The 13719-nt window shown below is 42.4% G+C and carries 14 protein-coding genes; 1 reads left to right on the forward strand and 13 read right to left on the reverse strand.

Annotation, left to right across the window (positions count from 1 at the left end; translation table 11 throughout):
• Positions 1-40: 40 nt before the first annotated feature.
• From dinG to DYE48_RS09090, 10 genes are all read right to left on the reverse strand, one after another.
• A complete protein-coding gene (gene dinG, locus DYE48_RS09045) occupies positions 41-2842 on the reverse strand; it encodes an ATP-dependent DNA helicase DinG (protein WP_115823323.1) in 2802 nt (933 codons plus the stop codon).
• Positions 2843-2925: 83 nt separating this feature from the next.
• Entirely contained in the window at positions 2926-3315 is a 390-nt protein-coding gene (gene panD, locus DYE48_RS09050; RefSeq protein WP_089652554.1) for an aspartate 1-decarboxylase, read from the reverse strand.
• 21 nt (positions 3316-3336) lie between these two features.
• Positions 3337-4203, reverse strand: coding sequence for a pantoate--beta-alanine ligase (gene panC, locus DYE48_RS09055; RefSeq protein ID WP_115823324.1), 867 nt, complete (start codon positions 4201-4203; stop codon positions 3337-3339).
• A gap of 8 nt (positions 4204-4211) precedes the next feature.
• Positions 4212-5033, reverse strand: coding sequence for a 3-methyl-2-oxobutanoate hydroxymethyltransferase (gene panB / locus DYE48_RS09060; RefSeq protein WP_115823325.1), 822 nt, complete (start codon positions 5031-5033; stop codon positions 4212-4214).
• Complete coding sequence (locus DYE48_RS09065) at positions 5026-6018, reverse strand: biotin--[acetyl-CoA-carboxylase] ligase (RefSeq protein WP_115823326.1); 993 nt, start codon at positions 6016-6018, stop codon at positions 5026-5028. The genes panB and DYE48_RS09065 overlap by 8 nt, the downstream gene beginning before the upstream one ends.
• A complete protein-coding gene (locus DYE48_RS09070; RefSeq protein WP_115823327.1) occupies positions 5994-7196 on the reverse strand; it encodes a CCA tRNA nucleotidyltransferase in 1203 nt (400 codons plus the stop codon). Before DYE48_RS09070 ends, DYE48_RS09065 begins: the two co-directional genes overlap by 25 nt.
• Positions 7189-8316, reverse strand: a complete 1128-nt coding sequence (gene bshA / locus DYE48_RS09075) for an N-acetyl-alpha-D-glucosaminyl L-malate synthase BshA (RefSeq protein WP_208639646.1) — start codon at positions 8314-8316, stop codon at positions 7189-7191. The genes DYE48_RS09070 and bshA overlap by 8 nt, the downstream gene beginning before the upstream one ends.
• A 15-nt stretch (positions 8317-8331) precedes the next feature.
• Entirely contained in the window at positions 8332-8736 is a 405-nt protein-coding gene (locus DYE48_RS09080; RefSeq protein ID WP_089652560.1) for a methylglyoxal synthase, read from the reverse strand.
• Positions 8737-8752: 16 nt separating this feature from the next.
• Positions 8753-9553, reverse strand: a complete 801-nt coding sequence (gene dapB, locus DYE48_RS09085; RefSeq protein ID WP_115823329.1) for a 4-hydroxy-tetrahydrodipicolinate reductase — start codon at positions 9551-9553, stop codon at positions 8753-8755.
• The gene (locus tag DYE48_RS09090; protein WP_115823330.1) at positions 9546-9887 is read right to left on the reverse strand and encodes a nucleotide pyrophosphohydrolase; all 342 of its coding nucleotides are present in this window, start codon (positions 9885-9887) and stop codon (positions 9546-9548) included. The genes dapB and DYE48_RS09090 overlap by 8 nt, the downstream gene beginning before the upstream one ends.
• A gap of 809 nt (positions 9888-10696) precedes the next feature.
• Between DYE48_RS09090 and DYE48_RS09095 the strand changes: the two genes are divergently transcribed.
• Positions 10697-11569 (forward strand): YitT family protein, encoded by an 873-nt coding sequence (locus DYE48_RS09095; RefSeq protein WP_115823331.1) that lies wholly within the window; start codon positions 10697-10699, stop codon positions 11567-11569.
• A gap of 65 nt (positions 11570-11634) precedes the next feature.
• On the opposite strand, the gene DYE48_RS09100 is transcribed toward DYE48_RS09095, so the two are convergent.
• The 3 genes from DYE48_RS09100 to lhaT all read right to left on the reverse strand — a co-directional run bounded on the left by DYE48_RS09100 (position 11635) and on the right by lhaT (position 13704).
• Positions 11635-12309 (reverse strand): zinc metallopeptidase, encoded by a 675-nt coding sequence (locus tag DYE48_RS09100; protein ID WP_089652564.1) that lies wholly within the window; start codon positions 12307-12309, stop codon positions 11635-11637.
• 63 nt (positions 12310-12372) lie between these two features.
• The gene (locus tag DYE48_RS09105) at positions 12373-13074 is read right to left on the reverse strand and encodes a Rho GTPase-activating protein (RefSeq protein ID WP_115823332.1); all 702 of its coding nucleotides are present in this window, start codon (positions 13072-13074) and stop codon (positions 12373-12375) included.
• Positions 13075-13128: 54 nt separating this feature from the next.
• The gene (lhaT, locus tag DYE48_RS09110) at positions 13129-13704 is read right to left on the reverse strand and encodes a lipoprotein heptaprenylglyceryl N-acetyltransferase LhaT (RefSeq protein WP_167449479.1); all 576 of its coding nucleotides are present in this window, start codon (positions 13702-13704) and stop codon (positions 13129-13131) included.
• Positions 13705-13719 lie beyond the last annotated feature (15 nt).

The raw sequence follows: 13719 nt of genomic DNA on the forward strand, positions 1-13719 counted from the left end.
TTTTTATTATAACAGGTTCGTCTAGTCCAATGCGCTAGCGTCAGAGCCATTTTTCAATCTTATTAATCAATTGACGGGTGGACTCATAAGATACGGGGACTTCTGGTAAGGAATTCAGGAAGTATTTCCCATACCTTGCCTCTATCAACCGTTGATCACAAATAAAGACGACTCCTCGATCAGAACTGCTTCGAATTAATCTTCCAAAACCTTGTTTGAACCGGATGATTGCATGAGGCAGGGATTTCTCCATAAAGGAATTTTTCCCTTCTTTTTGCATTCGTTCGTTCCTCATCGATTGTATAGGCTGATCTGGTGGTTGAAAAGGTAAACGGACCATCATTAGACAGGAGAGATCTTCTCCAGGTATGTCCACACCTTCCCAGAAAGAACTCGTCCCTAAGAGAATAGCCTGATCGAACGCTTGAAAGTTTTTTTTCAAACGATCTCTACTTCCACTTGATACGCCTTGTGCGAAAACCATGAACTCTTCTGGGTCAATAAACTCTTTTAGAAGTGTGTAGGTTTGACGAAGCATTTCATAAGAAGTAAATAAAACAAGCATTCTCCCTTTTGTCACTTCAGCAACAGAATAAATGGCTTCACTAAGAGCTTCAACAAACGAGTCGGGATCATTTTTTATGTTTGGGAAATCATTCGGTACCATAAGCTGGACCTGCTCCTTAAACTGATAGGGAGATGGAATGACAGCTTCAATGGTATTGGCAAAGTCTTTTAACCCCAAGGACTTTCGAATGTACTGGAAGGAACCATCTGTTGATAAAGTGGCACTCGTCAATATTGCACTACGCTTTCTACTAAAAAGCCGTTGTTCGAGAAGGTGAGCGACATCGTAAGGTTCACTAAATAAATAGATCGCGTTTACGGCTCCTTCTCCTTCAATTTCCACCCATTTCACTTCTTCTTCTCTTGTGAAATCAAAATAATGAATGAGCTGGGAGCGAATCTGGTGGCATACATCAATTTGATTGTTCAACCGTGAGAGAAGAATGGGAATACTGTAGTCTTCTCTAACCGCAAGCTGCATTCTCAGTTGTTCTTCCATTTTTCCCATGTGGACAATCAATTTTTTTATCATAGCTAAGAAACGATGGGACATTTCTTTAGCTGTGTCAATGAATGACGGCATCTCTCCAGGTTTTAAAAGAAGCTGGGTACGTCCAATATCACTCTTCCCTTTCCCAAACCTCTTCTGCTTTTTGACACTTTGATAAATATAACGCGAAAGATGACTCAGCTCTTCTTTCGCCTCATCAATAGATTGTTGGCCTTTCATCAGGTTCATATAAAAATCTTCCTGCAAAGACCATTCCTTATAAAGACTCTTATGAAAGATCTCTCCAAATTGGGTCAAATGCCGTTGAAGTTCACGATAATTCATTCGTACTCCAAAGTACCGACTAGCCACTGCTTCCAAATGATGAGCTTCGTCAATAATCACATGCTCATAATCCGGCAGGGCTGATTCCTCTTTCATTATATCCATGCAAAGAAGAGCGTGATTTGTAATCACAAGGTCCGCTTGAGCCGCTTTCTCCTGGGCCCATTGGAAAAAGCTGTCGTCAGTAAAACCGAGCCTTACGGTTTTGCTTGACTGTTCCGATGATACTTTATGCCAAAATTGTCTGCCATTAGACGGAAGTTGAATTTCATCCACGTCCCCCGTACGGGTTATGGTCAACCAAACGAGAATCATCGCCTTTGTCAGTGCAATATCATAATTATCTTGATACGACCTCTCAAGCTCATAATGGAAGTGAATTAAACTAATGTAATGAGATTTCCCTTTATAAAGTACAGCCTTAATCGGGCGGGGAAACATCCGCTCGACCTTAGGTATTTCTTCTTCCAGCAATTGTTTTTGCAGACTCGTCGTATGGGTGGAAATGACGACACGTTTTCCACTTTCCATAGCCTGGAAAGCTGCGGATAGTAGGTAAGCGACTGACTTGCCCGTTCCAGCACCTGCTTCTAATATCGCATGATTGTTCTCTTCAAGAGCTTGCTTGACACTTGCTGTCATATCCTGCTGTCCTTTGCGGATTTCATAATCAGGAAGCAGACTTCCAAGGCCATTTTCTCCTTCAAACACTTGCGCTTTCCACGTATTGAACGGTGGAAGTTGAATGGTTTTAGGTGCACGATCCGGTACTTGCTTACGGACGGCAATCCCGTGCTTAAGCATCACATCAGATTCGTTGTTGCTGCCATACCGCTTTTCCTCCAAATACTTCAGAAAGAACTCTCTGAAATCACTTTTCAATTTCCCTTCGATTTTTAACAGATGCTGGATCGTGCGCTCTGGGAGACGCTGAAGTTCTTTCAATAAATAAAGGAGCAGATCAGCGGTTACTTGAGCGTCTGACAATGCTCGGTGTGGTCGATCATGGCCCATCTCTAACCGTTCTGCCAGCTGTCCCAGCTTGAAAGTAGGAGAAGTCGGCATAAGAATGCGTGCGAATTCTACGGTATCAATAATCGGATTATGTAAAGGTTGATAACCGCACCGTACCAATTCATCATTTAGAAAACCCAGATCGAATTCGATGTTATGCGCCACAATGTAAGCATGTTGAAACAGAGGATAGACATCCCCTACAATTTCAGAAAAGAGCGGTGCATCTAAAACATCGTCATTTTCAATTCCGGTTAATGACCGAATAAACGGAGGGATCTCTTTTTCTGGATAAACAAGGGAAGAAAACTCTTCCACGATGGTCCCATTTTCCTCCATAACAACGACACCGATTTCTATGATGCGATCCCCTTTTGAAGCCGCATTTCCTGTTGTCTCTAAATCCACAATTGCAAATCTTTTCATGTTCATCCCTACTTTCACAACAAAAAGGAAGGACCTTGCCTAAGACCGTGGCATAGATCCTTTCTTCACTCGCTAGTCACTTCTTATAATGGCAATGCTTGTAAAGGTGGTTCTTCCTCGATGATTTTCTCGACCTTGTTATTCTCATCCATCAGGGCAATCTTTGGACGAAATTCTTCAAGTTCCTCTTCATTAAGCATCGCATAGGAAACAATAATGATAATATCATCCGGCTGGACACGGCGGGCCGCTGCACCATTCAGGCAGATAACACCACTCCCACGCTCACCAGCAATCACATAGGTCTCAAGACGTTCACCATTATTATTGTTAACAATCTGCACTTTTTCATGGGGAAGTATACCGACTTGATCAAGCAAATCCTGATCGATCGTCACACTTCCAACATAATTCAAATTCGCTTCCGTTACGCGTGCCCGGTGTATTTTCGCTTTCATCATTGTACGTAACATATGAAATGACCTCCTTGACGATCACCCATAAATGACATGTCCTTCATGATCGAAAACGACATTGTCAATCAACCTCACATTGTCATAAAATACAGCCGCAGCGAGAATCACAGGACGATCGATCTTCTCTATAAATTCTAACTCAGGATAAGATAATAATTCAATATAATCTATCTTACCACGAGTTTTCTGTTCAAGAAACTTCTCTGTCGCCTCAATGATTAATTCTTTGGACCTTTGTCCTTCCATAACAAGTCTCCTGCCATACTGCAGCGCTTCCTGTATGGACGGAGCCTCTCTTCGTTCCTTATCGGAGAGACGGACATTTCTACTGCTTTTCGCAAGACCGTCTTCCTCTCTTACCGTAGGGACAGGGATGAGATTGACAGGCATATTATAATCTTTGATCAACGCATCTACGACAGCTACCTGTTGTGCATCCTTCATTCCGAAGTAGACGTTGTCAGGTCTTGTAATATTGAATAACTTAGTGAGGACGGTAACTACCCCATCAAAGTGACCCGGACGGGTCTTTCCACATAAAACATTCGTCCGTTTGGTAACCGTCATATTAACGGATAATGACTGCGGATACATCGTTTCATTGGTAGGAAGAAAAACAAGATCAACACCGTTTACTTTTGCTGCCTTTCGATCATGTTCCTCATCACGAGGGTATGTATCCAAATCTTCCCCTTCCCCAAATTGCAGCGGGTTCACGAAAATGCTGAGAATCACTTTATCATTTTCCTTCTTCGCTTCTTTAATAAGGCGGATATGCCCTTCATGAAGGTAGCCCATCGTAGGGACGAAGCCAATACTCTCCCCATTTTTCGTCCACTCTGAAACTAATGTGCTCACTTGATCTATTTCTCTTAATACTTTCATTTTACACCTTACTCCTCTGGCAGTTCATTAAGGTTCATCGTAAATGTATGGGCTTCTTCAGGAAATGCCTTCATCTTCACATCTTTCACATAAGATTGTACCGCTTCTCCTAGAAGATGGTTGCTGTCAATATATGGCTTGACGAACTTTGGTAATCGATCAACCCCATATTTTAGTATATCGTGGTAAACGAGAACCTGGCCATCGCACTCTGCCCCGGCACCAATCCCGATTGTTGGGATGGACAAGCGGTTCGTAATTTTCTCTGCTAACTGCCTAGGAACACACTCTAGAACAAGAGCCATTGCACCAGCCGCTTCGATTTCAAGCGCTTCTTCGATGAGTCGTTCGGCTGATCCCTGATCTTTCCCCTGAACCTTGTAACCCCCGAGAACATTGACCGATTGCGGAGTCAAACCGATATGTCCGACCACAGGTATCCCGGCATGGACAAGCTTTTTCATCACTTCAGAGACCTCGCCGCTTCCTTCAAGCTTCAATGCCTGAGCTCCTGTTTCCTGATAAAGTCTACGCGCATTTTTCAACGTATCCTCTGTGGAAATATGATAGGACATGAAGGGCATATCTATGACTTTGAATGTGTCAGGTGCACCACGATAGACCGCTTTTCCATGGTGGATCATATCTTCCATCGTCACCGGGATCGTTGAGTCATAACCAAGGACCGTCATTCCCAAGCTGTCTCCGATGAGAATCATATCAACATTCGCTTCTTCTGACATTTTCGCTGATGGATAATCATAACTTGTGATCATAACGATTTTATCTTTGTCATGCTTCATACGAAGGAACTGTCCCTTATTACGCATGATATCCTCCCTCTCCCCAGTGAATTTCCGCTGAATATAGTTTCTCTTCTTCTCCGTCTTTGCTTTTCGCGCGCAAAGCTCCATCAGGCTCAATTCCTATAAGGGTCGCTTGCCACGTTTTTTTCATTGTAGATATGGTCACTTCTTCGCCGATTTTGTATCCGAAGTGCTCCCAATCTTTTTTAATGGATGCAAACCCATTGGCCTCAAACCGTTCATACGTTTCTTCAAAAAGACGGAGAATGTGCTGAACCGTTTGTTGAATATTCCAATGCTGTCTGGATTCGATTTTCAGTGAAGATGCTTTGTATTTAATATCTGCAGGGATTTCTCGGTCTTCTTGGTTTACGTTCATTCCCATACCCAGCACAATATATTGGATGGTATCCTGTTCTGCTTGCATTTCAGTAAGAATTCCGGACACTTTCTTATGATTGATCAATAAATCATTGGGCCATTTGATTTGTGGAACCAACGCAGACCTTTCTGCAATCATCCTTGCTAATACAGTTGCTGCCAGGAGAGTGATTTGAGGTGCTTGCACAGGAGGTAGATTCGGGCGTAAGAGGACACTCATCCATATCCCCTTTCCTTTCGGTGAATCCCAATTTCTCGACATTCGCCCTTTCCCTTTCACTTGCTCATCTGCAATGACTACGGTTCCATGGGGTTTTCCCTGTTTAGCAAGCTGATGCACAATTTCCTGGGTAGATTCTACCTGGTCGTAATGATGCAATTCATGACCGATCCATTTTGTGCCCAATCCCCACCTAAGGGTGTTCTCACTGATCTTATCGGGGGAAGACAAAATTTTATAACCTCTACGTTGGACGGCTTCAATTTCATATCCGTCCTTTTTTAATTCGTTCATATGCTTCCAAACGGCTGTCCTTGATATTCCCAGCTGGTCGGAAAGTTCCTGGCCTGATATATGACCCTCTACGTTATTCAGTAACTCGATTAATTCCTTGCGGGTGGATTCCATTCCCTCACCCACTCCTTTATCTTTTCATAATCGTTTTCCATTTCCCCTGTGACCACATGGTGTTCAATCGTATCCATCCATTCTGAGATCCATGGACCTTTCGGTAAATCTGAAAACAATTGCAGAAGGTCTTTGGCTTGGAAAGTCAGCTCCCTTTTGTTAGGAATAGGAAGCTGTTCTTTCATCTCCATCAAAGTCTTGTCCAAGTTTACATCTTCTTGGTGTAAAGCAGAGAACAATCTAGAGAACGATGGGAAGAGTTCTTCATCTAATTGATAAACAAGCCATGCTGTCACATTCTTCTCTATTTCATACTGTTTATAGGCGTACAATAACTGAATTGTTTTTTTCTTTGTATCCTTTGAAAGTTTCCATGACTTTATGAAATTTTCTGCTGATAACTGTGGATATTGCAACACATAAAAAGCGATAATCTCATGCCATCCAACTAGAGGTGAATTCGGCACATTTCTATGGATTTCCAAGTCTTTAAGAATTGGCAGATGATTCTTCAACCCTGTCGTATACAGTAAGTGTAATCCTAATGCATAATCCGACCCTCTGAAAATTTTCTCCGTTTCCACTGCAATTCTTTCAATGGAAATGTATTGAAGTAAATGAGACAAGCGATTCAATGCTTCTTCTGTCTTCTTTTCAATCTGGAATGAAAGTTGGCTGGCAAACCTGACAGCTCTCATCATTCGTAACGGATCTTCTTGAAATCGCTCAGCTGGCTGACCAACAGCTTCGATCCTTTCCTTTCGTATAGCATCATGTCCGTGGTAAGGATCAATAAGGTTGCCGTTTCTACTCATAGCGATTGCATTAATCGTAAAGTCTCTTCGCGCCAAATCAAGGGTGATATCCCGGACGAAGGTCACCTCATCTGGATGACGGTAGTCTTCATAACCTTCTTCTACACGATATGTCGTAACTTCGTATGAAACAGAACGATGGCGCACGATTACGGTGCCATGCTCAATTCCTACAGGGATGACTTTTTCAAATATTTCCTGGATCCGTTCAGGGGTTTCTGAAGTAGCAATATCGATATCATTGACAGGTATGCCGCTTAAATAGTCACGAACAGCACCACCGACGATGTAAGCTTCGCCCCCAGCTTCCTCAATCTTTTGAATTACTTCAAAGGCAGGTTCGAATACTTCGTGATCACTCATGATTCAACACCTGTTCATAAAGAGTTTCGTACTGTCTAAGGATTGTGTTTGTTGCGAACTTATTCTGAACGACTCTTTTCGATTGTTCAGCCATCGTTTGATGCAGATCCTTATTCTCTAATACTTTTTTGGCGAAGTAGGAAATTTGTTCAACATTTCCAAGTTCTGCGATAAAACCGGTTTCCCCATGATCGATAACTTCTGGGATCCCTCCGATATTAGTTCCGATACAAGGCACGCCGCACGCCATGGCTTCAAGAAGGACAAGTCCAAAACTTTCTTTCTCAGATAACAATAATTTCAAATCTGAAATTGAAAGGAGTTCACTAACGTTTTCCTGCTTTCCTAAAAAGAGAACGCGATCCTCTAACCCTAGCTGTTGAACAAGTTGATGACATTCGGAATATTCCGGACCGTCTCCAACTAGCAACAACTTCGCCGGCATTTGCTCTGCGACAGCTGCAAAGGTTTTGATGACATCTGTCACTCTTTTTACTCTTCGAAAATTAGAAATGTGGATGAGTACCGCATCTTCTTCATGAATTCCATAGTGCTCCTTCAGACGTTGTTCATCTTTACGATAATACTCCCTTTCATCTACAAAATTATAAATGACGTCAATGGACCGGTCTGTATGTAACATTTCTTTCGTTTGGTCAACAAGGCTTTGCGAGACAGCCGTGACTCTGTCCGACTGTTCGATCCCAAACCGAATCATTTGTTTAAGACTGGAATCTATACCCAGGACAGTAATATCTGTTCCATGAAGCGTCGTAATAATTTTTACATCACGTTCACACATTTGCTTGGCTAAAATCGCACAAATGGCATGTGGCATCGCATAATGGACATGGAGAATATCCAATTCCTCTCTATTAATTACATCTGCCATCTTAGCTGCGAGAGCTAGGTCATAAGGTGGGTGCTGGAATACTGGATAATTACTGACTTCCACTTCATGATAATAAATATTCGGATATACACGGTTCAGACGGAAGGGGACTTGAGACGCCACAAAATGGATTTCATGCCCTTTCTCTGCCAGCAACTTCCCAAGCTCTGTAGCAATGACACCTGATCCCCCTACGGTCGGGTAACAAGTGATACCTATTTTAGCCATAATCGATCACTCCTGTTATCTGTTCATTTCAATGATGCCTTTCCAATCGAAATCTCCATGATCCAAGGCCTGAATCATAATATCTGCCATTGCTTGGTTTGTCGCTACAGGGATTTGATGAACATCACATAACCTCAGCAAAGCACTAATATCAGGTTCATGTGGCTGTGCTGTAAGCGGATCACGGAAAAAGACAACCATATGCATCTCTTCACTTGCAATTTTAGCTCCGATTTGTTGATCGCCGCCGAGCGGCCCGGATTGAAACCTTGTCACTTTCAAGTCTGCTTCGTCTGCGATTCTCATCCCTGTCGTACCTGTAGCAAACAATTGGTGCTTCGATAAGATGGAATGATATTTTTTCGCAAAACGGATGATATCTTCTTTCTTTTTATCGTGCGCAATCAATGCGATATTCATTGTAAACCTCTCCCTGTTAGTCAAGTATGTGTTCAAGACCATAAACGAGGACGTCAAGTTCCATCACACGTTCTGCAGCAAGTTTCACCCCGCTCATAAATGATTCACGATGAATGGAGTCATGTTTTACAGTCAGTGTTTCGCCGTGTCCACCAAAGATGACTTCCTGGTGAGCCACAAGACCCGGAAGCCTCATACTGTGAATTTTCATTCCATCAACATCCGCCCCGCGGGCACCTTCAAGCGTCTCAGTTTCTGATTCGTGTCCTTGTTTATGAGGATGGCGAACCTCTTTAATTAACTCAGCGGTTTTAAGTGCGGTCCCTGAAGGAGCATCAAGCTTTTGGTCATGATGCTTTTCGATGATTTCCACATCCGGAAAATGTTTGGCTGCCCACTTTGAAAATTGCATCATGAGAACAGCCCCGATAGCGAAGTTAGGAGCAATGATGGTCCCGATCCCTCGTTCCGATGCCAAGGTAGTCAATTCGGATAGTTCATCTTCTGAAAATCCTGTTGTACCGACGACGGGTCTGACCCCGTTTTCAATAGCAAGCTTTGTATGTTTGTACCCATTCTCAGGTGTCGTCAAATCAATCAGAACATCAGCTTCCACTTCACTCAGACACGTGGCAGCATCCGTATAGATGACCGCTTCCATATCAGGAAAGCCATCCAGTTCTTTCACAGTCATTCCTTCGTGCTTTCGATCAATACAAGCCACAAGTGTAAGCGTGGATTGATTATGGATCATTTTTAATGCTTCTTTGCCCATTTTACCACGCGGGCCTGCGACAATCACTTTAATATTACTCATTATTCGTTCCTCCTTCTTTACGTGTCCAGCGATCTTTATCTCTCGTCTCAATTTTACTCATGGATTGTTCAAAAGCATCAGAGAGGTCGATGTCCAGTGAATTTGCAAAACATGTAAGGACGAAAATAACATCGCCAAGCTCTTCTTCAAGAGCTTTATCTTCTTCCGTACTCTTTTTGGGTTTCTCCCCATATCGATGGTTGATTTCTCTTGCCATCTCTCCCACTTCTTCTGTCAACCGTGCCTGAAGACTAAGAGGAGAAAAATAACCTTCTTTAAATTGCGATATGTACTCATCCACTCTTTGTTGGATATCTTTTGTCGTGTAGTTCATTAAAAACCCTCGCTTCTTTAAGGACTCTCTCTAAATGTTAGCCAAAAGGCCGCCATTTGACAAATTTTTTAGTTCAAACTTATAAAAAATTGTTTCCGTAAAACACTATTGTTTATTTTATATAAGCTCCGTATTCTTGAAGACTCAGTTTCGAGATGTTTTGTTGGAGTATAGCGGCTCCGGGAAACAGTTCGCTTTCCATGGGGCGGGCGGTGAGCCTCCTCAGGCTACGCCTTCCGGGGTCTCACCTGTCCCACACGTCCCATAGGAGTCTCACCGTTTCCCTCCGCCCCTTTACCATATAAGTGTCTCGAAACCACATCCAGAATAAGCAGCTTTTATCCCAGTAAAAACAGAAGAAAAACTAACTCCCACGATGGCTATTTTGAGTGCATAAATCTTGCTATAGAGAGTTTTATGCATGTAATACCTAGATAGTGGAAGACAGTCTCCCCCGGTGTAGGGGTTCGTTACCCGCATACGACGAATGGGGTTGCTGGGAAGCTGCGAGACTCCCGTGGGAGAAAGGAGATAGGTGAGATCCCGCAGGACGTAGTCCGAGGAAGCTCACCACTCCCCCACAGGAAAGCGAGTAGCTTCCCAGCAACCCCTGACGCTCATCCCAAGCAACGACCCCCGAAACATCTCGAAATCGAGTCTTCCACTATCCTGCCATATACATCAATAACTCCCTTATGAATAATCAATACCAGCCTCCAGCAAATACCAAATATAAAATGATGTTATTGCCGCAATCGCTTGAATTATCTATAATTGAAGTCGTGTGATTAAATATTGGAGGTGTACATATGAAAATCTTCGGACTACGCTTAAAAAATATCATATGGATCTTAATCGGATCCGCCATCTTTTCTTTCGGACTCGTCCATTTCAACATTCAAAATGAATTAGGAGAAGGCGGATTTACTGGAATTACCTTGCTGCTCTTATACCTATTTGAATGGGATCCTGCCATTATGAATATTGTGCTCAATATTCCGGTCCTCATCATCGGATGGAAGATACTTGGTCGTACCACATTTTTTTATTCCTTAATCGGCATCCTTGCCGTCTCCGTTTTCATTTCAGTTTCTCAGAACTATATGATTGAATTCAACCTGGCCGATGATCTTACATTGGCTGCCCTGTTTGCAGGAGTGTTCATTGGCGTGGGACTGGGCATTATTTTCCGGTACGGTGGGACGACAGGTGGAGTCGATATTATCGCTCGTCTTATCAATAAGTATCTTGGCTGGAGTATGGGAAGAGCCATGTTCCTCTTTGATGCCCTTGTCATTTTTGTATCCATTATTACATATCTCGAATACACAAGAGGTATGTACACATTGGTAGCTGTGTTTGTCGGAGCAAGAGTCATAGACTTCATCCAAGAAGGGGCATATGCCGCAAGAGGTACCACAATCATTTCTGAGAAAAGTGAAGAAATCTCAAGGCGCGTGATGGAGGAGATGGATCGAGGCGTAACCGTGCTCGAAGGAAGAGGTTCCTTTTCTGGTTCGAAGAGGGATGTGCTTTATTGCGTAATAGGAAAAAATGAAATTGTAAGACTCAAGTCAATTATCGACCATATTGATCCTCATGCATTTGTCGCCGTTAGTCATGTACATGATGTGATGGGCGAAGGCTTCACTCTTGATGAGAACAAAAACCCTATCGACTAAATTCTTTAAATGAAAAAAATCTCAATGAAAAAACCGATCCTACTACAAGGATCGGTTTTTCTTATTTACTCTTCATTCATGCCAACGAACATGAATACAAAGCGTAGCAATTCAGCAAGTGCAACGAGAGCACCAGCGACGTAAGTCATCGCCGCAGCGTTCAACACTTTCTTCGTTTTGCGCTCTTCATCATTACGGATGACTCCAGTTGATACCAACTGGCTCATCGCGCGGTTTGAGGCATCGAATTCAACAGGTAAAGTGATCAATTGGAACAACACAGCAGCCGCGAAGAATACAATTCCTGCCAGAGCAAGTCCTGCCATTCCAAGTAGAAATCCACCGATAATAAGGAAGATGGAAATGTTAGAACCGAAACTCGCAACTGGAACAAGCGCACTTCGGAAGCGTAAAAACGCATAATCCTGCGCATCTTGAATGGCGTGACCGACTTCGTGTGCGGCAACAGCAGCTCCTGCTGTTGAACGACCATGGTAGATATCTGTTGAAAGACGAATCACTTTAGAACGAGGGTCATAATGATCAGTTAAATGTCCGCGTACTTCTTCTACCGCAACATTGTATAATCCATTATCATCAAGAATTTTTCTAGCTACTTCGGCTCCTGACATAGCTGAGGATGTCGGAACTTTTGAATATTTTTTGTAGGTGCTTTTCACCTTTGATTGCGCCCAGAGTGGAATAATCAATATTAGCGCAAAGTAAATAATAAAACTCATCTTTCATTCCTCCATCTTGGATATGAGTATATAGGTCAATTTTAGTCAAAAATGCATGAAAAATCAACTATGACCACTCTTCATTCTGTGTCTATTTTTCGAACTTTCTCTATAATTGATCGCGCCAACATAAAGCAATGTAACTAATATCGCGCCACCTATAAAAATGGCTGTCGATAAGAAAGCATTCCAGTCTTGCTGGGACTTTCCTTTGACGAGCTCTGTAATTTTTTTGCTGAAATTTTCCCGACCAGTAATAGAATCAATAATCGATAATTCATGCAGCGCTTGATTGGCTTCTTTCACTTTTGCCCTGTCTACATAATTCATAACAACAGGACGTATCAAGTTCCACTCCTCTTCGATGTCTTCAAGAGGAACAGAAGAAACAGAACGGTCTGAAAAAAGATCCAGCTTCTCTGCTATGACGGGATAAGGATTTTCAGACGAAGTAACTTCGAGAAAAGTAAGAAGCCCCTCTTCCCACCTGGTTTCTTCAAGCTCATCTGTTGAACTATAGAGATGGAGGTGTTTCCATGTTTCTTTATGGTGATCCGGTAGGGTTTGGATATATTGTTCCATTTCCGCATATTTACTATTCCAAAGCCGCTCAGCAAGGTCAAACTTTTCATCAGCAGCCAACCGGCGGTATTGTGATGCAAAAGCTTCCCAATCAGAAGGTCCCTCCGACCATGAATGTACATGGACCGATGGTACGAGTGTGAAAATAAGGGAACAAATGAACAATAACACGGCACGTCCCATTTCACTTCTCCCCTCTCACAAGTATTATTTCATCTTATGAGAAGGAAAGGAAATTTAGACCGGGGATTTTCTTTTTACAGTTAAGACGTAGGCACAAAGGATACATCCGATACTAAGCCAAAATGTAAAATATCCGATTTCGTCCATATACTCTACAATGGCTGGATACACTGGCATTTGACCGAAAACATAATCAATCACATCATTGTGTAGCGTCCATATGGCGGCAACGACAATATGCCTCATTTCTATTTTATAAAAAGAAGCATACAGAAGACCTTGTACAGCCATAGCTCCATGTGAAAAAATCAACATATAACCGGTCCATGGAAGCGATCCATATTCTAATAAAGTCAAACCGTTCATAACGACTGCCCATACTCCATATTTTAAAAGTGTAATGATAGCAAGAGCTTCTATGTAAGGAACATTTTTCCCGAAAATGTAAAAACCCAGGAATATAGTAAAAAACAAACTGGCTGTCGGGCTATCAGGAACAAACAGCAGAAAGATAGGTTCGGTCACAGAAAGCTGAGGTTCATACCATATGTATCCGTAAATGGTTCCAAATAAATTAATGAAGAAAAGCATGATTAAAAATGATCGATTCGTCAATAGATAAGTGATCATTTGTTTCATGTTACC

The organism is Halobacillus trueperi (assembly GCF_003386945.1).
In the GTDB taxonomy this organism is placed as follows: Bacteria; Bacillota; Bacilli; order Bacillales; family Halobacillaceae; genus Halobacillus; species Halobacillus aidingensis.

Excerpts from the sequence above, each read along its gene's own strand:
- panC (WP_115823324.1), bottom strand. The coding sequence starts at position 4,203 with ATGAAAGTATTAAGAGAAATAGATCAAGTGAGCACATTAGTTTCAGAG.
- dinG (WP_115823323.1), bottom strand. The coding sequence starts at position 2,842 with ATGAAAAGATTTGCAATTGTGGATTTAGAGACAACAGGAAATGCGGCT.
- DYE48_RS09070 (WP_115823327.1), bottom strand. The coding sequence starts at position 7,196 with ATGAGTGATCACGAAGTATTCGAACCTGCCTTTGAAGTAATTCAAAAG.
- panB (WP_115823325.1), bottom strand. The coding sequence starts at position 5,033 with ATGCGTAATAAGGGACAGTTCCTTCGTATGAAGCATGACAAAGATAAA.
- bshA (WP_208639646.1), bottom strand. The coding sequence starts at position 8,316 with ATGGCTAAAATAGGTATCACTTGTTACCCGACCGTAGGGGGATCAGGT.
- DYE48_RS09090 (WP_115823330.1), bottom strand. The coding sequence starts at position 9,887 with ATGAACTACACGACAAAAGATATCCAACAAAGAGTGGATGAGTACATA.
- DYE48_RS09080 (WP_089652560.1), bottom strand. The coding sequence starts at position 8,736 with ATGAATATCGCATTGATTGCGCACGATAAAAAGAAAGAAGATATCATC.
- DYE48_RS09065 (WP_115823326.1), bottom strand. The coding sequence starts at position 6,018 with ATGGAATCCACCCGCAAGGAATTAATCGAGTTACTGAATAACGTAGAG.
- DYE48_RS09095 (WP_115823331.1), top strand. The coding sequence starts at position 10,697 with ATGAAAATCTTCGGACTACGCTTAAAAAATATCATATGGATCTTAATC.
- dapB (WP_115823329.1), bottom strand. The coding sequence starts at position 9,553 with ATGAGTAATATTAAAGTGATTGTCGCAGGCCCGCGTGGTAAAATGGGC.
- lhaT (WP_167449479.1), bottom strand. The coding sequence starts at position 13,704 with ATGATCACTTATCTATTGACGAATCGATCATTTTTAATCATGCTTTTC.
- DYE48_RS09100 (WP_089652564.1), bottom strand. The coding sequence starts at position 12,309 with ATGAGTTTTATTATTTACTTTGCGCTAATATTGATTATTCCACTCTGG.
- DYE48_RS09105 (WP_115823332.1), bottom strand. The coding sequence starts at position 13,074 with ATGGGACGTGCCGTGTTATTGTTCATTTGTTCCCTTATTTTCACACTC.
- panD (WP_089652554.1), bottom strand. The coding sequence starts at position 3,315 with ATGTTACGTACAATGATGAAAGCGAAAATACACCGGGCACGCGTAACG.